The organism is Hydrogenophaga sp. GW456-12-10-14-TSB4 (genome assembly GCF_059424305.1).
This window is the reverse complement of sequence record NZ_JBWKZH010000021.1, coordinates 53,874-75,603: the sequence shown is the minus strand read 5'-3', so window position 1 is coordinate 75,603 and position 21,730 is coordinate 53,874. Positions and strand designations below refer to the sequence as shown.

Here is a 21,730-nt window from a genome sequence, read left to right as displayed (position 1 = left end):
TCAGCCCTGCGGCGCGGCCGCCACCGGCAGGGTCCACCAGAAGGCCGCGCCCTCGCCGGGGGCGGAAGAAGCGCCCACGGTGCCCCCGTGCCGCTCCACCGCGCGCTTGACCACCGTCAGCCCCAGGCCCGTGCCGCCGGCCTGCCGCTCGTCCAGGCGGGAGAAGGGCTTGAACAGCTCGCCGATCTTGGCCGGGTCGAAGCCCGGCCCGTTGTCCGCCACCGAGAAGCGCCAGAAGCCGTCTTCCTTGCGGGCGTCGAGCGAGATGTGCAGGTCGCGCCGCTCGGCGCCGAACTTCAGGGCATTGCCCAGCAGGTTCATCAGCACATGGCGCATCAGGCCCGCATCGGCCTGGACCACCGGCAGCGGCTTGGCCTCCACCGCTTCGGGGGCCTGCGGGAACTGCACGGCCAGCGACTGCAGGCACTCGCGCAGCAGGGCCTGCATGTCCACCGCCTCGGGGCTGGGCGGCCCCTGGTCCACCTTGGCCAGCGTGAGCAGGTCGTTCACCATGTCGGTCGCGCGCTGCGCTTCGCGGCGGATCAGCTCCAGCGAGCGCTCGGCCCCGGCGGTGTTGCCCGCGCGGTAGTCCTCCAGCGCCATATCGGCCAGGCCGGCGGTGTTTCGCAAGGGCCCGCGCAGGTCGTGCGAGACCATGCCCGCGAACGAGCGCAGGCCCTGGATGATCTCTTCCAGCTGGCGCGTGCGGCTGCGCACGATCTCCTCCAGCGAATCGGTGAGCTGCTGCAAGGCCAGCTCCGCCCGCACGCGCTCGCGCAGCTCGCGCGCCAGGATCAGCGAGTCGCGCTGCAGGATCAAGGTCATCACGAACACGTAGGCGATGCTCACCGGCAGCGGCGTGACCTGGCGGAACTGCAGCAGGCTCATGCCAGAGACCATGGCCACGACGAACAGCAAGGGGTAGCCCAGGCACAGCAGTGCCAGCACCAACTGGCCGCCCCAGCCATCGCGCGTCCACAACCAGGCCAGCCAGCCGGCGGTCACCGTAAAGATCAGCGCGATCGCGGCCGGCCCGGCAAACGCCCAGCCATGCATCAGGGCGCTCATCACGACCACCAGCACCGGCGCCCCGACCAGCACACCGACGAACACGCGTTGCGGCGGTGTGCCGCCAGGTGAGAAACAGGCCTGCAGGCCCGCCAGCAAAGCGGCCAAGGCGCCCAGGCCCATCACCGAGCCCACGGGGCCCGCGGCGTTTTCCGAGATCCAGCCCAGCGCGTCCACCGACACCAGCAGCCCTTGCGTGACCCCGAACACCAGTGCCGAACCCGCCAGCCACTTCACATAAGGCCAGGACCGCGCGCTGGCGTGCGCCAGAAACGTCATGCCCAGCATCGCAATCAGGATGGCGGACAGGATGCGGATGTCGCTGAAGAAGCTCAGCACCGGGTGCGTCACAAGGGGGCCTCCTCCATGGCAGGCTGCGGGGTGCCGGACCCTGCTCGTCCGGAGCGCAATGTGTCGCAGTGTAAGACAGCGGGGGCCGATGTGCATGGGGGCCTGACGCGCCACCATGACCTCCCGCGTCATGGATTTCACGCCCGCCGCCGGGCACAGTGGGGCCATCGCAACCAGAAAGGAGCCTTCAAATGTCGGACCTCAACACCCTCCCCCTCGCCGTCGGCCACATGATCGGCCTGGGCGCCCTCGGCTCCTGCATCGGCATCGGCCTGATGGCGAGCCGGTACCTCGAAGCCTCGGCCCGCCAGCCCGAGATGATGGACGCCCTGCAACCCAAGGTCTTCCTGCTCGCCGGCCTGCTGGATGGCGCCTTCATCATCTCGGTCGCCCTCGGGGTGTGGTTCGCCCTGGCCGCGCCGTTCGCCTGATGCGCCCCGCAGCGCCCGAACGGCAGGTGGTGGTGATCGGCGCGGGTGGCACCGCCGGCGCGGCGGCCCTGCACGCCGCGCTGGGCGACGCACGGCACGAACGCGTCGTGGTGCTGACCACCCACCGCTTCCTGCGCATGCCCTCGCGCCTGGCCGATGCGGTGGTGAAAGACGGCGACTGGGCCGCCGCGCTGCCGGGGGCAGGCCACGCCGTCATCGTGTTCGACACCGTGCGGCGCGCGCGCGAACGGGTCTACTGGCCGCCCGCGCGCGACGAGCTCGTGCCGCTGGCCGCCGCCCTGCACGCGCAGGGCGCGCGCACGCTGGAAGTCGTGCTGGCCGACAGCCCGGACCTGAGCGCGGCAGAACGCCGGGCGCTCACGGCCCTGACCTGGGACCGGCTGGACGTGCACCGGGCCGTGGTGGCCGCGCCGCCGCCTGCACCCACCGGTTCCTGGCCCGAGCGCCTGGCGCTGTGGCTGATCCGGACCCTGATCGCGACCCTGCAGATGGCACAGGCCACCTACCGCCGCCGCCCGCCCCGCTGAACCTCAGGCCGGCACCGCTTCCTTCGCGATGTGCTCCTCGATCACGCGGCGCGCCTGCACCCCACCGGCATCGATGTTGAGCTTGAGCAGCTTGCGCTGGGCGAAGGCGTCCAGGTTCTGCTGCTGGCGCTCCAGCACTTCGAGGTCTTCCGAGAAGATGCCGTGCTGGCCCGCGCGGATGCGGTCGGTCAGCGCGGCGTCCTGCGGCCGGAAGCGCCGCGCCATCCCCCAGAAGTACCACATCGAGCCGTCCACCTCGGGCGTGATGAAGTCGGTCACCACGCTGTACACCTTCTTGTCGTCGGGCGCGTCGTAGCCCCCGTGCCCGGCCAGCGCCACCCCCACCTCGATCAGCACATGGCTGGGCGGCGAGAAGCGGCAGACCTGCCAGCGGTCCACCTTCGGGCTGCCCTCCACGCCAATGGCGCGCAGCGCGTCGAGCCAGAACGGCGGGGCCTCGATGTTCTCCATGAACCGGCTCGTCACCACCGTCGCACCCTCGCGGCGCGTGGTGCACGGCGTCTCGTCGATCTCCTGCTGCCCGATGCTGGTCGAGTGCACGTAGGTCTCGTGCGTGAGGTCCATCAGGTTGTCGATCATCAGCCGGTAGTCGGCCTTGATGTGGAACAGGCCGCCGCCGTAGGCCCAGGCCGGGTTGTCGTGCCATTCCAGCACCGGGATGGTCGACGGATCGGCCTGGTCGGCCTCGCCGGCCCAGACCCAGATGAAACCGTACCGCTCCTCCACCGCAAAACGCTGGATGCGCGGGAACGCCCCCACGCGCTGGCCCGGCATCGAGCGCGTGACCCCGTCGCCCCCCATCACCAGCCCGTGGTAGCCGCACACCAGCTCGCCCTTGCACACCCGCCCCAGCGAGAGCGCCGCGCCGCGGTGCGGACAGAAATCCTCCACCGCCTGCACGCGGCCATCCGCGTCGCGGAAAAACACCATCCGGGCCCCCAGCAGGCGCCGGCCCAGCGGGCGCTCACCCACCTCCGCCGACGTGGCACCGACGTACCAGGCATTGCGCATCCAGCTCATCTTGTCTCCTTCATTCAGTACACTGAATCAAATGGTAGCCAAAGCCGGGCGGCCCGTCAACCGGGTTCATCAGGCGGGGGTCTTGCCCAGCAGCTTGTGCATCAGGCCCATGAGCACCTCGCGCTCGCCGGCGTCGAGCGCGGCGAGGATGCGGTCGGCCAGCACGGTTTCGGACTGGAGCATCTCGTTGAGCACCCGCTGGCCCTCGGCGGTGAGCTCCAGCCGGCGCTGGCGCCGCGCGCCCAGTTCGCGCACGATCCAGCCGTCGCGCTCCAGGCGCACCGCGATCTCCGCCGTGGTGGAGGTGTCCAGCGCGATGGCGGCCGCCAGCGTCACCTGGTCGATGCCCGGATGCTCCTGCAGCACCCGCAAGGCGGCGTACTGCAGCGGCGTGACGGCGCGCCCGAACACCGCGTTGAAACACGCCACCGAGTGCTGGTGGGCGCGCCGGAACAGGTGGCCGGGCTCGTGCAGACCCAGCATGGCCTCCGGAGGATCACCGGCAGCGGGCGAGGCCAGGGTGCGGGGGGAGCGGGAAGGTGCGGGCATGGGCCCATTGTCGCCCGGGCCGCGCCTGCTCATGCCGCCGCCCCGCCGCTTCGTGCCGCCGGCAAGGCAGCTCAAGCGCCAGTCGCCCGAGATACCCCCGGCAGTATGAAGATGGCCGCACCCCGTTCCGGAGGACCTTCATGGCTGCAACGACCGTCTCACACCGACCCGAACTGCGCAACCTGCTGGCGGAGTTCGCGACCCACGATGCCGCCCTGATGGTGGGCAGCTACCTCCGGAAAGTGCTGCTGTTCGTGTGCGCCAACACGGCCTCGCACACCAAGGACATGCCGATCGAGCGCCAGCTCGCACTGCGCCTGCTGATGCGCCAGACCCAGATCGGCAGCCGTTTCACCAACCTGTTTCTCAACGAACTGCAAGGCCCGGCGTCCTCGCCCGTGCGCTCCAACAACGTGCACCGCCTGTCCAAGCGCATCTACGCCAACACCCGCGACGAAGCCGACGCGCTGGAGCGCATCCTGCAGCAGGCGCAGCCCGGGTTCGAGCTCAAGTCCAGCGCCTTCGACGCGGTGCGCTGCGCCCACTGCCTGGAAGGCGCGCTGCAGGACGCGATCGAACTCGCGCCGATCGAAAAGGACATCGTCTTCCGAGGCTGGTCGGGCCTGTTTGCCGAGGCCATGCGCGAGTCCTACATCCAGTACATCCAGGTCCTGCTCGGCGCCAGCGCGCTGGCGCCCCAGGTCCGGCAGGACTTCGTGGACACCATCCCGTTCTCGCTGGAAACCCGCCCGGCTTCAACGCCCGGGCCTCGCAGCCCGGTGCACGGCGTCAGGCCAGGGTGAAGGACTCGTTGATCGCGCTCTTCACGCCGCCGCCCATCTGAGGGCCGCCCCCGGCCACGATGATCTCGTCGCCGATCACAACCGCGCCCATGCCGTGGCGCGGCGTGATCATCGGCGCGTGCGACACCCAGCGGTCGGCCACCGGGTCCCAGGCCTCGTTCTGGCCGAACACGCGGTTCGTGCCCTCCCCGCCCATCACGAACACCTGGTCGCGGTACAGCACGCAGCCGTGGCCGCTGCGCGGCGTGGGCATGGGCGTGCGCGCCACCCAGCGGTCGGCCTGCGCGTCGTAGCTGTGGTGCAGGCTGCTGTTGGTGTGGAAGGAATCCACCCGCCCGCCGATCACGTGGATCGACGGCCCCACCACCACGATGCCAATGTGGTCCCGCGCCACCGGCAGCGGCTGGCGCTTCTCGTAGCGGTCGCTCGCGGGGTCGTAGACGATGTGCCAGTCGATCGAGCGCCGCCAGTCGCTGCCGATGGCGCCGCCGATCAGGTGGATGCGCGAACCCAGCGCGATGCAGGCCATGGCCCCGCAAGCCTCGGGCAGGCGGCGCACGCGCTCCCAGCGCGCGCCGTCGAAGCGGAAGGCCTCGTCGTGCGGCGTGCGGTTCTGCTCGATGAAGCCCCCGAACGCGTAAAGCCGGTCGCCCAGCGTCGCCACGCCCACGTGGTTGGCGCCGCGCGGCAACTGGGGCAGTTCCTCCCAGCGATCGGTCACCGGGTCGTAGGCATGGTGGTAAGGCTTGTCCACGCGCTGCTCGGCGTAGCCGCCGACCAGGTGCACACGGTTGCGGTACGCGGCGGCCCAGGCCATCTCGGTGCGCGGAATCGGCAGCGGCGCGCGCGCCCGCCAGGCACCTGCCCTGGCCGCGCGAGGCGCCGGGCTGTCGCTCACGGCCTGCTGCGCGTGGATCTCGGGCAGGTCGATCCGCCCGGGCTGGTTCAGGCGCTCGAACTGGCCGCTGTGGTGGCCGTGGTGCTGGGCGCGCAGCAGGGTGGGCGCGGCCAGCGCGGCGGCGGTGGTAACGAGGACGTGACGACGGAGGGCCATGCGCGTGATCTCCAGGTGGCCGAACATGACAGCGTACCTCAGCCCAGGAAGAAATCCAGCGGAATCAGCTCCACGCCCCACCCGCCCGCCTCCCCCAGCGTGGCGGCGGGGTGCATGGCCGCCAGGCGCAGGGCCTCGTCGCGGTTGTCCGCCTCGATGATGAACATCCCGCCCACCATCTCCTTCGCCTCGGTGTAGGGCCCGTCGGTGATCTGCGGCTTGCCGTTGCGCGGGCGCAGCGTGACCCAGTCCTTCGGCTCGGCGAGCGACGCCGACACCAGCATCTTCCCGGTGGCCCGCATCTTCTCGTCGAGCGGAGGGCATTGGCTCACCAGGGCCTGCACCGCGTCGGGCGGCATGGCGGCGAATTTCTCGGGGTTCCAATATGCAAGACCGAGGTACTTCATGAGCGGCTCCTTTTGGATGGATGATGCCTACACGACGAAGCAAGGGTCCCGCGATCGACATCCTCACACCCGCACCACCTCGCCTTTGAGCGAATAAAGGATCGCCACCACCTCGTTGATTTCGGTGGCGCCGACGCCCTGGGCCTGCATGGCGGCCACGAAATCGTCGATGGTGGCGATGAGTTCCTGCTCGCTGATGTTCATCCCGGCGTGCGCGGTGCGCAGGTCGCGACCCTCGTAGCGCTGCGGTCCGCCAGCGCCCATGCAGAAGAACTGCGCGCCCATGCGTTTCGCATGGGCCAGGTCCTTGCCGCTGAAACGGGGCGCCAGCAAGGGGTTGACGGCATGGCGATCGACCGCGTCGTCGACGATGGCCGTGATGCCCTCGACCTGGCCGAGTCTTTGGTAGAGCGATTCCGACATGGTGTTCTCCTCTGGTTTCAATACCGCTGAAGCCGCCACGAGTCGTACTCGACGGCGCCCGGGTCCGTGGCGACCTCGGCCGGCGCCGGAGTCGGGTTGCCGAGCGCCTGATCGACCGCCGCGTCCAGGCGGGCGAAAGCGTCGGTCGTCAACAGCTCGGGCAAGGTCAGCGTCGCCGTGCCGTAGGGAGGGATCAGGATGGAAATCCGTTGCGTGTTCATGGTGCTCTCCTTGGTGGGTTCGCGGGTTTTGGCACCCGCGGACCACAGCATCCGCAAGAGGTGTTCCTGAAACGTTCCTCGCCCGCCGGGGGATTGCGCTCTCGGGTCGGGCGCTCCACACTCGATCCACCATGGCCCTTGCGCACGCCATCGCCGCACCCGAGGCCGCCGGCCAGCTCGCGGTTTGCCTCCTGGGCGCCTTTTCGGTGTCGATCGACGGCCTGGCGCTGGCCGCCGATCGGTGGCCCAGCCTGCGCTCGGCCCAGCTGGTGCAGCTGCTGAGCCTGGCGCCGCAGCGGCGCCTGGCGCGCGAGCGCGTCATCGATGCGCTGTGGCCGCAGCTGGAGCCCGAGGCCGGCGCGGCCAACCTGCGCAAGGCCGTGCACCACGTCCGCCAGGCCCTCGGCCGGCACGACAGCGTGGTGCAACAAGGCGGCGAACTGGTGTTGTGGCCTCACGGCCAGGTGCGCGTCGATGCCGAGCGCTTCGAGCAGCTCGCGCAGGCCGCCCTCGGCAGCGCGAACGCGCAAGCCTGCGCCCAGGCGGCCGCGGCCTGCGCCGGCGAACTCCTGCCGGGCTCCGCCTACGAAGCCTGGACCGAGTCAACACGAGAGCGCCTGCACGCGCTGTTCATCGCCCTGCTTCGCGGCAGCGCGCAGTGGGAACGACTGGCCCGGCTGGAACCCACCGACGAACCCGCCCACCGCGAACTGATGGCGCACGAACTCGCGCAGGGCAACCGCGCCGCAGCCGTGCGCTGGTACGCACTGCTGAGCGAGGCGCTGCAGCGCGAGCTCGGTGTCGCACCGAGCCGGGACACCCAGGCCTTGTACGGGCGCTGCGTCGAGGGCATGCAGCCCGCGAGCCCGATCAGCATCGGTCGCGAATGGCCCCGCGCCCAGGCCCTCGCCTGGCTGGAGATGGGCGAGGCCAAGCGCCCCGGCGGCATCGTGCTGCGCGGCCCCGCCGGCATCGGCAAGACCGCCTTGTGCCGACAGATCGCCGACCAGGGCCGCGAGCGGGGCTGGACGGTGCTGGCCGTGGACGCCGCGCAGCCCCGGCACACCTACGCGGTGATCGCCACCCTGATCGAGCGCCTGCTCATGGCCGATCGCGGCCTGCTCGATGGCATCGGCGCGCCGGCCCGTTCGGTGCTGGCCCAGCTCAGCCCGCTCGCGGCGCCGGCCGCCGCCCTGGTCAGCCCGCTCGGGCGGCACCAGGTGATCGGCGCCCTCAGGCGCCTCCTCCTGGCCGCCTCCGGTGGGAGCAAGGCCCTGGTGGTGGTGGACGACGCCCACCTGATCGACGACGCCGACGCCGACGTGCTGGCGCACCTGGTTTCGGCAGGCCCGCCGGTGTGCGTGTTGCTCGCCATGCGCGCACCCGTTCCGGGATCGGCGCTGGCCCGGGGTGTGGCGCGCCTCGTCGGCAGCGGCGCCATGCAGGCGCTCGATCTGCAGCCGCTGGATGGGGACGACCTGCGCCGGCTCGTGGCCCAGACCGCCCCCTGCACCTTGTCGGAAGAGAACCTGGCGCACATCGTTCGCGTCGCCGAGGGCAACCCCTTTGCGGCCATCGAGCTGGCGCGCTGCGCGGCCCCCCAGGGCGCCCGGCTGCCCCGCAACGTCGCCGAAGCCATCCTCGCGCGCCTGTGCGACGTGCCCGAGGCGGTGCTGGCCTCGCTGACCTGGATGGCGCTCGCCGGCGACGCCTTCGACGCCACCGTGGCCACCGCCCTCGCGCCCGACGCCGAGGCCCGGACCTTTGCGGCGCTGGACCTGGCGCTGACGGCCGGCGCGCTGGTGCTGACGGATTCGGGTTATCGGTTCCGGCACGAGCTGGTGCGGCAGGCCCTGATCGAGCAGATCCCGCCGCACCTGCGGCTGAAAATGCACCGCCAGGCCGCCCAGCGCCTGAGCGAGCTCGACGCCCCGCCGGCGCTCGTGGCGCAGCACTGGCTCGACGGCGGGCACCCGCGCGAAGCCGTGCCCTACCTGCTGGCCGCCGCGCGCGATGCGGTGCGCCTGGCCGCCTTCAGCGACGCGCTGCGCCACCTGCGCCCCGTGCTGGCCGTCGAGCCCGGCCATGCCGAAGCCTTGCGCCTGCAAGCGGAGGCCCTGGATGCCATGGGCGATCCGGCCGCCGTCGGCGCGTACCGCGCGGCCGCGCTGGCGGCCGGCGAGCCGCTGTCGCACGACCTGCGCGCCAAAGGCGCACTGGCCATGATCAAGCAAGGCGACCCCAAGGGCGCGCTGGAAGCGCTGGTGGGCGTGAAGCCGACCAGCGTGGACGGCCGGTTGAGCGAAGCGCTGACCTACTGCGGGGCCGCGGCACTCGGCGCGACCGATGCGGCCATGGGCACACGCAAGGCGGCCGAAGCGCGGCGGCTCGCCTTGCAGGCCGGTGATGCCGCGGCCATCGTCACCGCCTCGTGGGCCCAGGCGGCAGCGGCGCACGCGCGCGGCGAACTGCAGCAAAGCGTCTGGGCCGACCTGCAGGACACCAGCCAGTTGCCGCACCTCGCGGTGCGCGTGTTCGACGGACAACTCTGCATCCTGCAGCGCTTCCTCTACGGCGCGCGGCCCTACCCGGAGGTCATCGCCTTTGCCCAGGGACTGGCGGCCGAAGCCGTGCGGCTCGGCGCCGCGCGCGGGCACGCCTTCGGCGTCACCTTGCAAGGCGAAGCCGAACTGCTGGCCGGCGACCTGAACGCGGCCGAAGAACACCTGCAACAGGGCGTGCGCCTGCACCACGCCATCGGCGGCGCGACCGGCGAGGCCTTTTCGATGCAGCGGCTCGCCGAGGTCGCCATGCACCGGGGGCAATACGAGGAAGCCCGGGCCCTGATCGCGGGCGCGCTCGATCTGGCGCGGCAGAGCGACATCGGCTTTCATCTGCTGGACCGCATCTACGGGACCCGCCTGCGGCTGGCGCGCGACCCGGGCGCCGCGCTGCACGCGCTGGAGGATGCGCGCGAGGCGGTGCGCGGGCCGCTTGAGACCTGCCCCGGTTGCCGCATCACCTTCGCCGTGCCGGCGGCGATCGCCGCTGCGCGCGCGGGGCGCCTCGACCTGGCCGAGGAATACACCGGCCAGAGCGCCTACCTGGCCGACGTGGTCATGCGCCTGCCGGCCTGGCACGCGGCCCACGGCGAGGTGCTCGCCCACATGGCCATCGCGCGCGGCGAGGGGCCGCAGGTGGCCGCTTCACGCTTTGCGGAAGCGGCGCAGCGCTACCGGGGCTCGGGCCACCCCATCGATGCGCAACGCTGCGAGCGGCGCGCGCAGGTCGCGGACGCTCAGACAAACACGACGTTGTCGCAAGCCGCCACGAAAAGCCGGTGAGGCATCGGACCGGCCGAAGCCGTAGACCGCGATGTCGCCAAATCCGTCATGCCTTGTCCTTTGCACGTTCAATCCGTGTCAAGCGCCGCACGGGAGGGAAAAGGGTCTGCGTTGGAGCGAGCCGGAGTTCTACACAAGACCCAGCCCAGCCTGAGCTAGCATGACGGCCATCGGCCAAAAGCGGACATCAATTCAAGATTCGATGACAGTTCATAAACGCGTGTACGAACTTGAGGCTTGGTCGCCACCTGGGCTTCAGCTAGACCTGGAGTTTGGTAAGACTGTTTTGGCGCCCGAAATGTGGGAAGCCGGAATTCCCGACGATGTATTTCTCGGACTTTCCGAAATACCGGACGCTGTTGACTGCGAGAACTTGCGACGGGACATTGAAGCAGAGGTAACTTCCCTAGAGCACTTCGCCGAATTCTGCACGTCTCGCGGGCTCCCAAATTCAACGCAAGACCCATTGGCTGCAGCACGCTTTCTTGAGTACTTGCATGGCCGTGCTCTCGCGTGGGTGCACATTCCGGATGACGATGTAGGCAAGGCGCTTGCTGCAAAAATTGATCGACTGCTCAGCTCCAAGGGCTTTCGTCTACGAGATCCCCATGCCAAATACTTTGGTGGGTACGATCCAGTCTGAACCAGCCTGGCTCTTTCGGCCAATAGCGGACACACAACAACATAGTCATGCGAAAAATAGTTGTCGCCTTGATTCTCCCCCTCTGCTTGATGGGGTGCGCGTCGCCCGGCGGGCGCGTTCAAAGCTATGCTGGACGGGAGCTGCCGCATGACGAAGTTGCAACCGTCTTTTCGACGATGGGGGGGCGCTACGGAAACACGGAGATTTGTTCGGTTGATGAACAGCCTTTTGGGCGAGGCTGTACGAACGTTGTCTATGTTTTGCCCGGGTCCCACGTTCTTGAGTGGAAATTCAGCTCGGGCACAGCGGTAGGCAGTGGCAAAATTTTGCTGAAGGCAGAAGCAGGGCGCATCTATCAGCTCAACGCATCACCGCTTGGCGTGATCGATGGAAAAATGCGTGGGGTTGCACAGATTCTCCCGTTGGCGCCCGGCAGCAAGCTGACGTACCGGAATGTGGACCCCAATTCTGCCCCGGCGGGCGTGAAGTTGGACGATCTCCTCCCTTATGGCGCGAACTAAACGTCGTCACAGTCTGAACGCTCGAATTCGGCCAGAGACTGACATTGCAACGACTTGGGGACGCTGGATGACAGCTTGGATTCTTCTCTCGCTCACGCTCGGATGTGCATGGCTTTGCTTTGATGCCCTGAAGTTCAAGGCGCCGCTGCAGGACGAGCGTTCGGTCACTCGCGAGGGCAAGTCAAGGCTTGTGATTGAAGGCATTGCCGCACCGTTCGGCCTTGGTGTTCTGGCTTGGCTCTTCTTGGCAATGACGATCTTGCTTGGCGTGCTGACGGCCCGCGAGTTCCTTCTTTAATCGCTTGTCCGGGGTCCGCTGTGGGCCCATAGCGGACGCGAGAGGTTTGCCCAGCCCCTCTTGAATACTCACCGAACCGCGCTCCTCAAGCAGGTCAGCAAGCCAGCCCATTTTTGTCGAAAAAATCCGAGGGCGCTCTGGATGCAGCCGGTGCGGCCGACTCCCCCCGTAACCCTACTTAGGCTGGTTAGTCAGCCACACTTGGGATGCTCTTGAGCTTGCGAACCACGCGGTACAGCTGTATGTATTGCCCGATACCCCACAGCCCCACCAGAAGGCATGCGATGGCGGGTATCGGTGACGACAAGCTCGATAGCTCCGGATAGTCTTGGTACAGCCAGAAGAAGACGAGCGCAGCCAAGAATATGGCGACAAGCAATGCCCAGGCTTGGGGTTCTGACCGCCAATAGACCGTCGTGCCATCCGGATGGGTTTTCCATCCGAGTACAGTGTTGGACATGAACTTGTCGTTGGGCTGCTTCAGAAGCGCCGTGACTTTCATTCCATCGTGCAATTCAGGCCAACCCGGGATGGTCCAAACTCTCCTAGTCCCATCTGGGAGTCTGAAAGCAAGGTTTGTGAAGCGGGTGAAGCGAATGGTGTCACGCGAGACCCGCTCAATTGTGTGGAGTGTCGCAACGGTGGGATGCATGGTTGTAGACAAATCTTCAGCGTGAGATTGGTGTCATCTACATCTTATTCATGACGAGGCCCAACGCGATGCTGCGTGAGGCCCGCAATTGGCCGCTAGACGTCACGTCCGAACACCGTAGGCAACACACGAAAAACGTACTCGTGCATGTATGTGCTACCGCCACCATGCTCCAAAGTTTCTTCGCCAACGTCGAACGTAACGACGGGCGAAACGGCTTCTCCGTGACTTTCAAGTCCCGCAACATCGTCCAGCACGCAAGTTACAGCAAAGGCGATGCTGCCAGTTAGCTGTTCCACGAGATCGGCTGGAGTATCAACTTTCTCAAGTTCTTCTTTGATCCTTCGCACCAGCTCTGTTGTTAGGGCTTGCTGTAGGCGATCAAAGGATCCGCTGGCCGAAAGCTTGTAATTCATGAACGTAGTAAGACTAAAAGGAAGGTCCGCTTCTGGCCGAAGGTTGCCATCGTAGCCGAGGCTCGAAACGGGCACTGAGCAGACAGTCCTGAGCTTCAAGAAATGCATGCGTAGCGGTAGCCTTCGTCCTCTGAAACCTTTACGTTTAGCGCGCTATGCGTCGCAGCAATTTGGAGCACCTCTGTGATTTCAATGCGTGCGAACTGGCCTCCGGAATAGTCGACAGACCACTGTGTGCCAGGCACGAGTTCTTGAGCGCTATGGTGAACTAGTAAGTCAAGAACGCAAGAATCTTCTTCTTGAATAATCAAGCCACGACCATGAACTGGAAGAAGCGCATATACCCAACGCAGGCGAACTCCAGACGCTAGTACGTGGCTTGGCTTCCATCCGGTCGTGGTCCCTCGAACAATTAGGCCTCGTCCTGGTGGAGGGGAAGCTCGAGCTAGCAGTCGGTAGCAGGTCATGATTAGTGCATTGCAACTGGCCGCCCCAGAGAGGGCCGAGTAAGTGGAGCGACCTTCCGCTTTTGGCCGAAAGCGCCACCCTGGTGACTGGATCGCGCCAATCAAAGTCTCAGGCATAGGGATCTCGTAGATGAAAGCCCCTAGCACTGAGAAGCCGATCGATTTTTTCGGTGAAAGACTCGGCTACATCGTCATCCGGAATGTGAACCCACGCAAGAGCTCGTCCATGCAGGTACTCACGAAAGCGCGATGCAGCCAATGGGTCATGCGTTGTACTCGGGAGCCCGCGAGACGTGCAGAAGTCAACGAAGCGCTCGAGAGAAGTCACTCCTTCTTCAATGTCCCGTTGCAGGTTCTCGCAGTCAATAGAGTCCGGGATTTCGGAGAGCCCGAGAAACACATCGTCGGGAATCCCGGCTTCCCACATTTCTGGTGCCAAAACTGTCTTACCGAACTCCAGGTCTAGCTGAAGCCCAGGTGGCGACCATGCCTCAAGTTCATACACGGGTTTATAAACCGTCATAGCAGTTTGAATCGATGTCCGCTTTTGGCCGATGGACATCATCGTAGCCGAGGCTCGAAACGGGTCCGATCTCGACATTCGCCGACCGGGGTTCGCCCCAGCTTACATCTGCGAAGCTTTAACCATGATCTGGGCCACTTCCTTATTTCTCACGATCGAGAACGTCTGGTGCGCGACGCGAGCGCGAAGCACTTGAACGGATACGGGTAGCGGTCCCTTCTCCTTGACGAGCTTTGCGACCTTGCCAACCGACAAGGTGTTTCGCGCACCTAGGATGACTTCACGAAGCTGCATGCGCTCGCTGAAGTCCACGTAGTAAAAACCGTTCGGGTCTTGCTTCTTGAGGTCGGCCATCGCCCGCCACTCACGCTCGTATTCCCATGCTTTTGCCTTCGTCGTCATGATCTGCCGAATGAACGACAGTCCGACGTCTTCAGTCCATTTCTCCTTCTCGAACTCGAACCTCAGGCGCTCCGGCTCGTAGTTCATCGCGTACACGTACTCTTGATCTGGATGGCCGACAGGGATGTCGAAGCCAAGGCAGAACCCGTAGTGCTTCTGAGCATAGTGTGCCCACATGACCGGGCTCTTCCAGTTATCGGAGAAGCAGATCACACCTTTGGTCTCGGTGAAGTGCGCCTTGAGAGCCTTGTGCGCCTTCCGCATGAGCTTGTCGCCGAGCGCATGGGAAAGTAGCTCGAATGGGTCGTTGAGCTCGTTGTAAAGCGATAGCTTCATACGCCGCTCACGAAGAATGATTAGGCCGATGTCGGCGGACGTCATGTAATACAGCCGCATACTGAGCCTTCCATTAATCCTAGCTCTCGCGCTGGGCGTTGCTTAGAGCGACAGTTCGCTGCAGGTGTTGACGGTAGAACTCCATGACGGTCATGTCTCTTTGATTCACTGGGCATATTCTTTCAAAGAGATTGAATATCGTCTCCCCATCTACCCGCAAGCCGCCTTTCACCTACGACGGCTTCTGGCCGATGTCCGTCATGCTAGCTGATACTGGAGCGGGCCCGAAGGTGACTTAGGGGTTACTGCGAAGCAGCAACTCTCTCCTGGTCTGTGCGTGACAGAAGGTGGCCGTTGGCCTGCAGCCTCCGCTCGGCAGACATCGAGATTGATGTATTTGGAACTAGCGAGCGTTTCCACTATTCAGTCTTGGTTTTGCGTGACCGCTTCCATGTGGCCCAAAGCACTCCGGAAAGCTCCATCACAACTCCGTACGATGTAAGTGCGTAAGCGATGAAAAGAACACCGCCTAAGCTCCGTTCGTTGATTGTCAGCGCCGTCCCTAGAAATGAGGCGTAGGCCCACTCGACAATGTCAGGCAGCCAGTGCATGAGAATGAGGATTGTCGATACGGTCGCCGTGTTCACCGCGAATCTCCGCCAATCAGGTGGAGGGTAGTTAACAGACGCACCGGCGGCTATTGCCCGGGAGTCGTGTCGCCTAGCTCTGAGGAGCAGGAATGTGAAAAACAGCAAGCTGACTCCTACGCCCGTCGCGATGCCAAAGAGTGCAGTGCTCAACATGGGTTTTTTCTATGAATAAGTCGATGCGCCGGGCGACCGCTTCTGGCCGATAGGAGCCATCGTAGCCGAGCAGCTGCCCCCGGGCGACCGCCCGACCGCGCTACAGAAACACGAAGTGGTTGCAAGCGCACACGAAGGCCGGTGACGCATCGGGCCGGCCGAAGCCGTAGACCGCGATGTCGGCTTCGCGGATGCGCCCGGCGATGCCGGTGAAGTCGCTGTCGCACGAGGCGATGCAGATGCCGTCCAGCCGGGGGCTTTGGGTCTTGAGCTCCATGGCGTCCATGATGAGCGCGGAGTCCGAGGCGTTCTTCTGGTGGGCGTAGTGGAACTGCTGGATGGGGCGGATGGCCTGCACGTGCAGCATCTTGCGCCAGGCCAGTTGCCGGGGGCTGGTCCAGTCCGCGTAGGCGCGGCGGATGATGGCGTCGCCCCGGTCGGCGACGTGGGCCATGAGCCGCAAGGCCTTGCGGGCGCTGAAGTTCTCGGCGTCGATGAGCAGGGCCAGGCGGGGTCGCCGCGTGGCCACGAAGGGAGCTGGTTGCATGTGCCTTCCTGTTGCTTTGGCTGGTGATGTCACCGCCACCCTTGTGAGGTGGCGGTGGCCCAAGCAGGTTGGCGTACCGTGCACTGCGGACAGTTTCGGCGAGACTCGCGTCTCCCCACCCGGGCCACCATGAAAGAGGCACGAATGTGAGAAAGCCGCAAGGCTCAAATCGAGTTGCGGCTTTCAAGCCGCAGTGCACGGGACGCCAATCCCGGTCGCATTTTTGTACGACGGAAGCAGTATATCCAGAACACTAAGCGCCGCGCACCCGATCGATCAAAGCCAGGGGATCGGCCGGCAGTTCGTCCCCGCGCCAGGCCACGTGCTGGTCCGGCCGGGACAGAACCCACCGGTGGCGGTAGACGCCCGCGGCCTCGGCCGAAGCCAGGTCCACCACGCGCAGCGGCAGGCCGCGCTGCTTCGCGGCGTCGAGCAAGGGGCTCGCATCGGCCTGCGGGTCCAGCCGCAGCAGCGCGAAACCGTCGCCCATCGCGTCGTAGAGCGAGCGCCCATCGTCCAGCCACACGTGCGGCGTGCGGCAGCCCGGCACGGTGGACGGGGTGAAGGTGTCCATGGTGTAGCCGGGCGGGCTTTCACCGTCGGGCGCGATCAGGGGTGAGGCGTCGTAGAAGTAGCCGAAGTTCAGGCCCGCGCAGCAGTATTGCTTCACGTTGAGGTCGTACAGGGTCTTGCCGGCGGCGGCGCGCAGGGCAGCGCCGGCCGGGCCTTCGGCCTCCAGGTCGGCGGGCACGCTCTCGCGCTCTTTCTGCAGCGCGATGGAATGGTTCATCGCGAAGCGCGACACCTGCTCGGTGATGGGCAGGCGCTCGGCTTCGTAGGCATCGAGCGCGCGCGGCCCGGCCCAGCCCTGCAGGTGGCCCGCGAGCAGCCACGAGAGGTTCATGGCGTCGGCGATGCCGGCGTTCATGCCGTAGCCGGCCATGGGCACCCAGAGGTGCGCGGCGTCGCCGCAGATGAAGATCCGCCGCTCGCGCAGCTTGTCGGCCACGAGGCGTCGGCCGATCCAGTCTTCCTTCGAGATCACCTCGTAGCGGAAGTCGGCACCCACGCCTAGGATGGTGCGGATGGAAGCATCGCGGTCCACCGACTCGAAGTCGGTCTCGCCGGGGCGCAGGTAGTTGTGCAGCACGAAGGTCTCGATGCCGTCGATGGCATACACGTTGCCGCTGCGGCGCGGGTTGTACGAGAAGGTGGCCCAGGCCGGCGGGTACTTGGCGCGCCGCAGCAGGTCGGGCGCGCGCAGAAAGGTGGACTGCACGCGCTGCACCACCTCCACGCCGTGCAGCGCGGCACCGATCTTCTTGCGCACCAAAGAGCGGCCACCGTCGCAGCCGATGAGGACATCGGCGCGCAGCGTCACCGTGGCGCCGCTGGCGATGTCCACGGCCTGGGCGCTCACGCCCGTGTCGTCCTGCGCGAGGTCTTCAATGCGGGTGTGCGTGAGGATGCGCAGGCCGGGCGTGGCCAGCGCATGGTCGAACAGCACCGGCTCCAGGTAGATCTGGTTGATGCGGTGCGGCGGCTCGGGCGTGGGCCAGCCGGTGTCGGGGCCTTGCGTGGCGGTGTAGCGGTCGCGCCGCGAGGGGATGGGAATGCGCGAGAGCTCGTCGCCGGTGAAGGTGGTGCGGTAGGCCACGTCGGCGGGGTGGTCGGCCGGCAGGCCGGTGTCGCGCAAGGCCTTGGCCACGCCGAGGCGGCGGAAGATCTCCATGGAGCGCGCCGAGACGTGGTTGCACTTGGCCTCAGGCCGCTCGCCGCGCGGGCGCTGCTCGACCAGCAGCACGTCGATGCCGCGTTGCGCGAGGTCGATGGCGAGCGTGAGGCCGACCGGGCCGCCACCCACGATCAGGACCTGGGCCGAATGGGTGGTGGTGCTCATGAGGCGCGAAGGTGGGAAGGCCGCAGCTCGTCGATGCGGTTGCAGCCGAGCAGGGCCAGGCTGGTTTTGATCTCGCTCTGCAGGATGCCCACGGCCTGCTCCACGCCGGCCTGCCCGCCGACAGCGGCGGCATAGAGCATGGGCCGGCCCACGAAGACCAGGCGCGCGCCGAGTGCGAGGGCTTTCAGGGCATCGGTGCCGCGCCGGATGCCGCCGTCCAGGCACACCGGCAGCTCGCCCGCTGCGTCCAGCACCTCGGGCAGCACGTCCAGCGGCGCGGCCGCGCCATCGAGCTGGCGGCCGCCGTGGTTGGAGACGATGAGGCCGTCCACACCGGCCTCGCGGGCCAGGCGCGCGTCGTCGGCGCTGAGCACGCCTTTGATCAGCAGCGCCCCGCCCCACTGGCGGCGGATGAAGGCCACGTGCGCCCAGGTGAAGCGGTCGCGGTCCGAGCGGGCGGCGGCCGTGGGCGTGGCGATGATGGGCCGGCCCGTGGCCTCGCCGCCGAAGTTGGGCAGGCGCGGAATGCCGTCGGCCAGCAGGGTGCGCGCGAAGGTGCCGCACAGCCAGCGCGGGTGCAGCACGCCGTCCACGGCGAGCGAGAGGCGCGGCTTGAGCGGGATGGTGAAGCCCAGGCGACGGTCGCGGTCGCGGTTGGAGGCGATGGGCACGTCCACCGTGATCACGAGCACGCCCACCTTGGCGCTGCGCAACCTGGCGAGCAAGGCGGTGATGCGCGTTTCGTCGCCAGGGATGTAGCCCTGGTACCAGCTGCCCGGCGCAGCTTCCATCACCTGTTCCAGCGGCACGCTGGAGGCGGCGCTGAGCACGAAGGGGATGCCGCTGCGGTGCGCACCCTGCGCGAGCGCCAGGTCGGCGCGGTGCGCGAACAGCGCGCAGCCGCCCATGGGCGCGATGCCGAAGGGCGAGGCATAGGGGGTACCGAACAGCGTGGTGTCCTGCTTCACCGAAGCCACGTCCACCAGGGTGCGCGGCACGAAGGCCCAGCGCTCGTAGGCGCGCGCGTTGGCCAGCACCGAGGCGCCGCGCTCGGCGCCGTTGGCCGCGAAGCCGTAGAGGGCGCGCGGCAGGCGCGAGCGCGCGGCGGCCTCGAAGTCGTCGAGGTTCAGGATCACGGCGTCAGGCCCGCAGCGCCTGCACGGCGCCGGGGATCAGGTCGAAGCCCAGGCCCGGCGCCTCCGACATCGTGATGCGCCCACCCACCGGCTCGGGGAAGCCCTGGTAGAGGTGCTTCATCATGGCCACCACCGGCAGGTGCCACTCGACCTTGGTGCCGTTGCCCACGCCGGCCTGCAGGTGCATGTTGTGCAGCGGGTAGGCGCCGCCGCTGGTGATGGAGACGTTGAAGGCGTTGGCCAGCGCGGCGATGCGCACGCACTGCGTGAAGCCGCCGGTGATGACCACGTTGGGCTGCACGAAGTCCACGCTGCGCGCCATGAGCCAGTCGCGGAAGCGGTAGGCCAGGCCTTCGTTCTGGCCGCAGGTCAGCGGCATGCCGGTGCGCGCGCGCAGGTCGGCCATGGCCAGCACGTCGTTCTGCGTGATCGGCTCCTCGAAGAAGCCGAGGTTGCAGTCGGCGGTCAGGCGGATCAGGCGCTCGGCGTGGTACGCGTCCAGGCCGCAGTTGGCGTCCATGTAGAGCGAGACCTCATCGCCCGCGGCCTCGCGCACCGCGCGCACACGCCGGGCGTCTTCCTGGATCACCGACATGAGGCTGCGGCTCTCGCGGCGCGGCAGCGCACGAAAGCCCACCACCATCTTCAGGTGCTCCACGCCTTCGGTGGCCAGGGACTTGACCGCGCCGCGCAGGCCGTCGATGTCGAGGAACTCGAAGCCGAAGGTGGCGTAGATGTCGAGCTCCTTGCGCGCCGCACCGAGCAGGCGCCAGATCGGTTGCTTCAGCGCCTTGCCCTTGATGTCCCACAGCGCCACGTCGATGGCGGCGATGGCGTGTTGCGCGTAGCCGGTCTGGCCGCGCGAGGCAGTGAGCCAGTACATCTGCTCCCAGCGCGCCTCGTGCGCCAGCGGGTCGGTGCCGATGAGGGCCGGGGCGAGCACGTGGGTGACGATGGACTCGGCCACCTTCTCCTGCGTGATCGCGGTCAGGCCGTGGCCGATCAGGCCTTCGTCGGTCTCGACTTCGACGACGCAGCAGCCGAGCGCTTCCTTGTGCTGGCCGCCGCCGGGCACGTCGAGCGTGAAGGGGATGTGGAGGGCGGTGGCGGTGATGCGGGTGATTTTCATGGGCGAGGGGTGGGATGCAAGGTGAACAGGCGGCCGCCGGCGGTGCGGCTGCGCGGGTCTTCGCCTGCCGTGCGCACCACGTCCCAGAAACCGCTGGGTGAACTGCCGATGGCGGGAAGACCGAGTGTGCCCTCCAGCGCGGCGATGGCGTCGAGCGTGAGCAGGCCGCCGCAGGACATGAAGAGGGCCTGCGCACCGGGTGCCTGGGCATGCACCTTACGGCTCAGCGCGACCAGGCGCTCGGTGGAGACTTCGGCCGCGCCGCCGACCGGCTCGATGCCCAGGCCTTCGATGGCGGTGACCTCGAAGCCCAGGGCGCCGAGGTAAGCGACCAGGCGCTCGTTCAGCTCGTCGATGTACGAGGTGGCCACCGCCACGCGCTGCACACCCAGGGACTGCAGGGCAGAGACGACGGCGTGGCTCATGGTGGTGCAGGGCACGCCGGTGGCCTGCTGCATGGCGTCGCGCAGCTGGTCGGTGAAGGCCGGGCCCTGGTAGAAGCTGAGCGAGGTGCCCATGAGCGAAATCGCCTGCGCCCCGTCGGCGCGCAGGGCGCGGGCGTGGTCGACGATCTGGTTCACCACGGGCGCGAAGCCCCGGGGCGAGACGCCGTCGATGCCCAGGCCGCGCGCGATGAAGTCGAAGCGCTCGCCGTACAGCAGGGGCGCGTCGGGCGGTACGCGCCCGTGGGCCGGCGGCACGATGAGGCCGATGCGAGGGCGCGGCGCGCTCATTCGGCCGAGATGCCCTGGGCCTTGATGACCTTGCCCCACTCCGCGTACTCGCGCTTCACGTCGGCCGCCAGCGGCCCCGGCGCCAGGTAGGCGGTGGTGACGCCCTGCGCGGTGGCGGCAGCGGCCGCCTCGGGCGTGGCCAGCAGCTCGCCCACGGCCGCGCTCAGGCGGTCGATGACGGCCTGCGGCGTGCCCACCGGCGCCAGCAGCATCTGCCGGGGCGCGACGTGGAAACCGGGCACCACCTCGGACAAGGTGCCGATGTCGTCCGCGCCGGCCAGGCGGGTTGAGCTGAACATGGCGATGGCCTTCACGCGCCCGCTGCGCACCTGCGGCACGCCGGCCGCCGCGCTCACCACGCCGAACTGCAGCTGGCCGTTGATCACGTCGGTGACGAGCTGCGACGCGCCGCGGTACGGGATGTGCAGCAGGTGCGTCTTGGTGCGCGACTTGAACAGCTCCACGCCCAGGTGGTGCACCGTGCCGATGCCCGAGGTGCCGTAGGTGAAGCGGCCGGGGTTGGCCTTGACCAGCGCAAGGAACTCGGCCGCGTTGTTGGCTTTCACGTCGTTGTTGGCCACCAGCAGCAGGCGCGACTGGAACAGGCCGGCCACGGGCACGAGCGATTTGATCGGGTCCAGCGAAGAAGTCTGGTTCTGCAGCTGCGGCGCGATCAGCAGGGCGCTCTCGCCGTGCAGCAGGGTGTAGCCGTCGGCCGGCGCCTTGGCCACGGTGTCGGCGGCCAGCAGGCCGGCGGACCCGGCGCGGTTCTCCACGATCACGGATTGGCCCAGCAGCGGGCCCAGGCGCTGCGAGACGATGCGCGCCATGGTGTCCACCGCGCCGCCGGCGGCGTAGCCCACGAAGATGCGGATCGGCCGGTTCGGGTAGGGACCGGTCTGGGCAAAGGCCAGCGGCGCGGCGCCGGCGGCGAGGGCGGCGCCCACGAAGGTTCGGCGCGGAAGATTGGTGTTCATCGTCTT

At 67.4% G+C, this 21,730-nt stretch carries 24 protein-coding genes; 7 read left to right on the top strand and 17 right to left on the bottom strand.

Going from position 1 to position 21,730, the window contains the following annotated elements; all coding sequences use genetic code 11:
* Positions 1-1,419, bottom strand: a complete 1,419-nt coding sequence (locus tag AC07ZS_RS12665) for a sensor histidine kinase (protein WP_494798958.1) — start codon at positions 1,417-1,419, stop codon at positions 1-3.
* Positions 1,420-1,610: 191 nt separating this feature from the next.
* Here AC07ZS_RS12665 and atpE point away from each other — a divergent pair, with 191 nt between their 5' ends.
* Together atpE and AC07ZS_RS12655 are read left to right on the top strand one after the other, a co-directional pair.
* Positions 1,611-1,850, top strand: a complete 240-nt coding sequence (atpE, locus tag AC07ZS_RS12660; protein WP_494798957.1) for a F0F1 ATP synthase subunit C — start codon at positions 1,611-1,613, stop codon at positions 1,848-1,850.
* Positions 1,850-2,398, top strand: coding sequence for a hypothetical protein (locus AC07ZS_RS12655; protein ID WP_494798956.1), 549 nt, complete (start codon positions 1,850-1,852; stop codon positions 2,396-2,398). Before atpE ends, AC07ZS_RS12655 begins: the two co-directional genes overlap by 1 nt.
* A 3-nt stretch (positions 2,399-2,401) precedes the next feature.
* Here AC07ZS_RS12655 and AC07ZS_RS12650 read toward each other — a convergent pair whose 3' ends face one another.
* Positions 2,402-3,439 carry a Rieske 2Fe-2S domain-containing protein gene (locus AC07ZS_RS12650; protein WP_494798955.1) on the bottom strand — a complete coding sequence of 346 codons (1,038 nt, stop codon included), beginning with the start codon at positions 3,437-3,439 and terminating at the stop codon, positions 2,402-2,404.
* A 69-nt stretch (positions 3,440-3,508) separates the two neighbouring features.
* Entirely contained in the window at positions 3,509-3,922 is a 414-nt protein-coding gene (locus AC07ZS_RS12645; protein ID WP_494798968.1) for a MarR family winged helix-turn-helix transcriptional regulator, read from the bottom strand.
* 206 nt (positions 3,923-4,128) lie between these two features.
* Between AC07ZS_RS12645 and AC07ZS_RS12640 the strand changes: the two genes are divergently transcribed.
* Positions 4,129-4,791, top strand: coding sequence for a hypothetical protein (locus AC07ZS_RS12640; RefSeq protein ID WP_494798954.1), 663 nt, complete (start codon positions 4,129-4,131; stop codon positions 4,789-4,791).
* Here the strand turns inward: AC07ZS_RS12640 and AC07ZS_RS12635 are convergent.
* The 4 genes from AC07ZS_RS12635 to AC07ZS_RS12620 form a co-directional block, all read right to left on the bottom strand.
* Positions 4,778-5,845 carry a Kelch repeat-containing protein gene (locus tag AC07ZS_RS12635; RefSeq protein WP_494798953.1) on the bottom strand — a complete coding sequence of 356 codons (1,068 nt, stop codon included), beginning with the start codon at positions 5,843-5,845 and terminating at the stop codon, positions 4,778-4,780. The genes AC07ZS_RS12640 and AC07ZS_RS12635 overlap by 14 nt on opposite strands.
* Positions 5,846-5,883: 38 nt before the next feature.
* Positions 5,884-6,252, bottom strand: coding sequence for a YciI family protein (locus AC07ZS_RS12630; protein WP_494798952.1), 369 nt, complete (start codon positions 6,250-6,252; stop codon positions 5,884-5,886).
* Positions 6,253-6,315: 63 nt separating this feature from the next.
* On the bottom strand, positions 6,316-6,675 hold the full coding sequence (locus AC07ZS_RS12625) for a group I truncated hemoglobin (protein ID WP_494798951.1): 360 nt from the start codon (positions 6,673-6,675) through the stop codon (positions 6,316-6,318).
* Positions 6,676-6,692: 17 nt separating this feature from the next.
* Positions 6,693-6,896 carry a hypothetical protein gene (locus AC07ZS_RS12620; RefSeq protein ID WP_494798950.1) on the bottom strand — a complete coding sequence of 68 codons (204 nt, stop codon included), beginning with the start codon at positions 6,894-6,896 and terminating at the stop codon, positions 6,693-6,695.
* Between the two features lie 131 nt (positions 6,897-7,027).
* Between AC07ZS_RS12620 and AC07ZS_RS12615 the strand changes: the two genes are divergently transcribed.
* The 4 genes from AC07ZS_RS12615 (at position 7,028) to AC07ZS_RS12600 (ending at position 11,702) form a co-directional block, all read left to right on the top strand.
* Positions 7,028-10,240 (top strand): ATP-binding protein, encoded by a 3,213-nt coding sequence (locus AC07ZS_RS12615; protein WP_494798949.1) that lies wholly within the window; start codon positions 7,028-7,030, stop codon positions 10,238-10,240.
* 160 nt (positions 10,241-10,400) lie between these two features.
* Positions 10,401-10,883, top strand: a complete 483-nt coding sequence (locus AC07ZS_RS12610) for a hypothetical protein (protein WP_494798948.1) — start codon at positions 10,401-10,403, stop codon at positions 10,881-10,883.
* Between the two features lie 47 nt (positions 10,884-10,930).
* A complete protein-coding gene (locus AC07ZS_RS12605; protein ID WP_494798947.1) occupies positions 10,931-11,404 on the top strand; it encodes a hypothetical protein in 474 nt (157 codons plus the stop codon).
* 67 nt (positions 11,405-11,471) lie between these two features.
* The gene (locus AC07ZS_RS12600) at positions 11,472-11,702 is read left to right on the top strand and encodes a hypothetical protein (protein ID WP_494798946.1); all 231 of its coding nucleotides are present in this window, start codon (positions 11,472-11,474) and stop codon (positions 11,700-11,702) included.
* A 187-nt stretch (positions 11,703-11,889) separates the two neighbouring features.
* On the opposite strand, the gene AC07ZS_RS12595 is transcribed toward AC07ZS_RS12600, so the two are convergent.
* The 10 genes from AC07ZS_RS12595 to AC07ZS_RS12550 all read right to left on the bottom strand — a co-directional run bounded on the left by AC07ZS_RS12595 (position 11,890) and on the right by AC07ZS_RS12550 (position 21,724).
* Positions 11,890-12,204: a hypothetical protein gene (locus AC07ZS_RS12595; protein WP_494798945.1), complete on the bottom strand. Its 315-nt coding sequence runs from the start codon at positions 12,202-12,204 to the stop codon at positions 11,890-11,892.
* Between the two features lie 245 nt (positions 12,205-12,449).
* Positions 12,450-12,770, bottom strand: a complete 321-nt coding sequence (locus tag AC07ZS_RS12590) for a hypothetical protein (protein WP_494798944.1) — start codon at positions 12,768-12,770, stop codon at positions 12,450-12,452.
* Between the two features lie 576 nt (positions 12,771-13,346).
* Entirely contained in the window at positions 13,347-13,799 is a 453-nt protein-coding gene (locus AC07ZS_RS12585) for a hypothetical protein (protein ID WP_494798943.1), read from the bottom strand.
* A 63-nt stretch (positions 13,800-13,862) separates the two neighbouring features.
* Positions 13,863-14,558: a DUF2971 domain-containing protein gene (locus AC07ZS_RS12580; protein ID WP_494798942.1), complete on the bottom strand. Its 696-nt coding sequence runs from the start codon at positions 14,556-14,558 to the stop codon at positions 13,863-13,865.
* Positions 14,559-15,401: 843 nt separating this feature from the next.
* Complete coding sequence (locus AC07ZS_RS12575) at positions 15,402-15,848, bottom strand: NYN domain-containing protein (RefSeq protein WP_494798941.1); 447 nt, start codon at positions 15,846-15,848, stop codon at positions 15,402-15,404.
* Between the two features lie 253 nt (positions 15,849-16,101).
* Positions 16,102-17,748, bottom strand: coding sequence for an FAD-dependent oxidoreductase (locus tag AC07ZS_RS12570; protein WP_494798940.1), 1,647 nt, complete (start codon positions 17,746-17,748; stop codon positions 16,102-16,104).
* Entirely contained in the window at positions 17,745-18,884 is a 1,140-nt protein-coding gene (locus AC07ZS_RS12565) for an alpha-hydroxy acid oxidase (RefSeq protein WP_494798939.1), read from the bottom strand. Before AC07ZS_RS12565 ends, AC07ZS_RS12570 begins: the two co-directional genes overlap by 4 nt.
* Before the next feature lie 4 nt (positions 18,885-18,888).
* Complete coding sequence (locus AC07ZS_RS12560; RefSeq protein ID WP_494798938.1) at positions 18,889-20,013, bottom strand: mandelate racemase/muconate lactonizing enzyme family protein; 1,125 nt, start codon at positions 20,011-20,013, stop codon at positions 18,889-18,891.
* A complete protein-coding gene (locus AC07ZS_RS12555) occupies positions 20,010-20,747 on the bottom strand; it encodes an arylmalonate decarboxylase (RefSeq protein ID WP_494798937.1) in 738 nt (245 codons plus the stop codon). Before AC07ZS_RS12555 ends, AC07ZS_RS12560 begins: the two co-directional genes overlap by 4 nt.
* Positions 20,744-21,724, bottom strand: a complete 981-nt coding sequence (locus tag AC07ZS_RS12550) for a Bug family tripartite tricarboxylate transporter substrate binding protein (protein ID WP_494798936.1) — start codon at positions 21,722-21,724, stop codon at positions 20,744-20,746. Before AC07ZS_RS12550 ends, AC07ZS_RS12555 begins: the two co-directional genes overlap by 4 nt.
* Positions 21,725-21,730 lie beyond the last annotated feature (6 nt).

Coding starts and splice junctions, on each gene's coding strand:
- AC07ZS_RS12550 (WP_494798936.1), bottom strand. CDS start 21,724: ATGAACACCAATCTTCCGCGCCGAACCTTCGTGGGCGCCGCCCTCGCC.
- AC07ZS_RS12650 (WP_494798955.1), bottom strand. CDS start 3,439: ATGAGCTGGATGCGCAATGCCTGGTACGTCGGTGCCACGTCGGCGGAG.
- AC07ZS_RS12585 (WP_494798943.1), bottom strand. CDS start 13,799: ATGTCCATCGGCCAAAAGCGGACATCGATTCAAACTGCTATGACGGTT.
- AC07ZS_RS12615 (WP_494798949.1), top strand. CDS start 7,028: ATGGCCCTTGCGCACGCCATCGCCGCACCCGAGGCCGCCGGCCAGCTC.
- AC07ZS_RS12625 (WP_494798951.1), bottom strand. CDS start 6,675: ATGTCGGAATCGCTCTACCAAAGACTCGGCCAGGTCGAGGGCATCACG.
- AC07ZS_RS12560 (WP_494798938.1), bottom strand. CDS start 20,013: ATGAAAATCACCCGCATCACCGCCACCGCCCTCCACATCCCCTTCACG.
- AC07ZS_RS12640 (WP_494798954.1), top strand. CDS start 4,129: ATGGCTGCAACGACCGTCTCACACCGACCCGAACTGCGCAACCTGCTG.
- AC07ZS_RS12610 (WP_494798948.1), top strand. CDS start 10,401: ATGACGGCCATCGGCCAAAAGCGGACATCAATTCAAGATTCGATGACA.
- AC07ZS_RS12575 (WP_494798941.1), bottom strand. CDS start 15,848: ATGCAACCAGCTCCCTTCGTGGCCACGCGGCGACCCCGCCTGGCCCTG.
- AC07ZS_RS12595 (WP_494798945.1), bottom strand. CDS start 12,204: ATGAAAGTCACGGCGCTTCTGAAGCAGCCCAACGACAAGTTCATGTCC.
- AC07ZS_RS12630 (WP_494798952.1), bottom strand. CDS start 6,252: ATGAAGTACCTCGGTCTTGCATATTGGAACCCCGAGAAATTCGCCGCC.
- AC07ZS_RS12645 (WP_494798968.1), bottom strand. CDS start 3,922: ATGCTGGGTCTGCACGAGCCCGGCCACCTGTTCCGGCGCGCCCACCAG.
- AC07ZS_RS12600 (WP_494798946.1), top strand. CDS start 11,472: ATGACAGCTTGGATTCTTCTCTCGCTCACGCTCGGATGTGCATGGCTT.
- AC07ZS_RS12570 (WP_494798940.1), bottom strand. CDS start 17,748: ATGAGCACCACCACCCATTCGGCCCAGGTCCTGATCGTGGGTGGCGGC.
- atpE (WP_494798957.1), top strand. CDS start 1,611: ATGTCGGACCTCAACACCCTCCCCCTCGCCGTCGGCCACATGATCGGC.
- AC07ZS_RS12620 (WP_494798950.1), bottom strand. CDS start 6,896: ATGAACACGCAACGGATTTCCATCCTGATCCCTCCCTACGGCACGGCG.
- AC07ZS_RS12635 (WP_494798953.1), bottom strand. CDS start 5,845: ATGGCCCTCCGTCGTCACGTCCTCGTTACCACCGCCGCCGCGCTGGCC.
- AC07ZS_RS12655 (WP_494798956.1), top strand. CDS start 1,850: ATGCGCCCCGCAGCGCCCGAACGGCAGGTGGTGGTGATCGGCGCGGGT.
- AC07ZS_RS12580 (WP_494798942.1), bottom strand. CDS start 14,558: ATGCGGCTGTATTACATGACGTCCGCCGACATCGGCCTAATCATTCTT.
- AC07ZS_RS12555 (WP_494798937.1), bottom strand. CDS start 20,747: ATGAGCGCGCCGCGCCCTCGCATCGGCCTCATCGTGCCGCCGGCCCAC.
- AC07ZS_RS12590 (WP_494798944.1), bottom strand. CDS start 12,770: ATGAATTACAAGCTTTCGGCCAGCGGATCCTTTGATCGCCTACAGCAA.
- AC07ZS_RS12605 (WP_494798947.1), top strand. CDS start 10,931: ATGCGAAAAATAGTTGTCGCCTTGATTCTCCCCCTCTGCTTGATGGGG.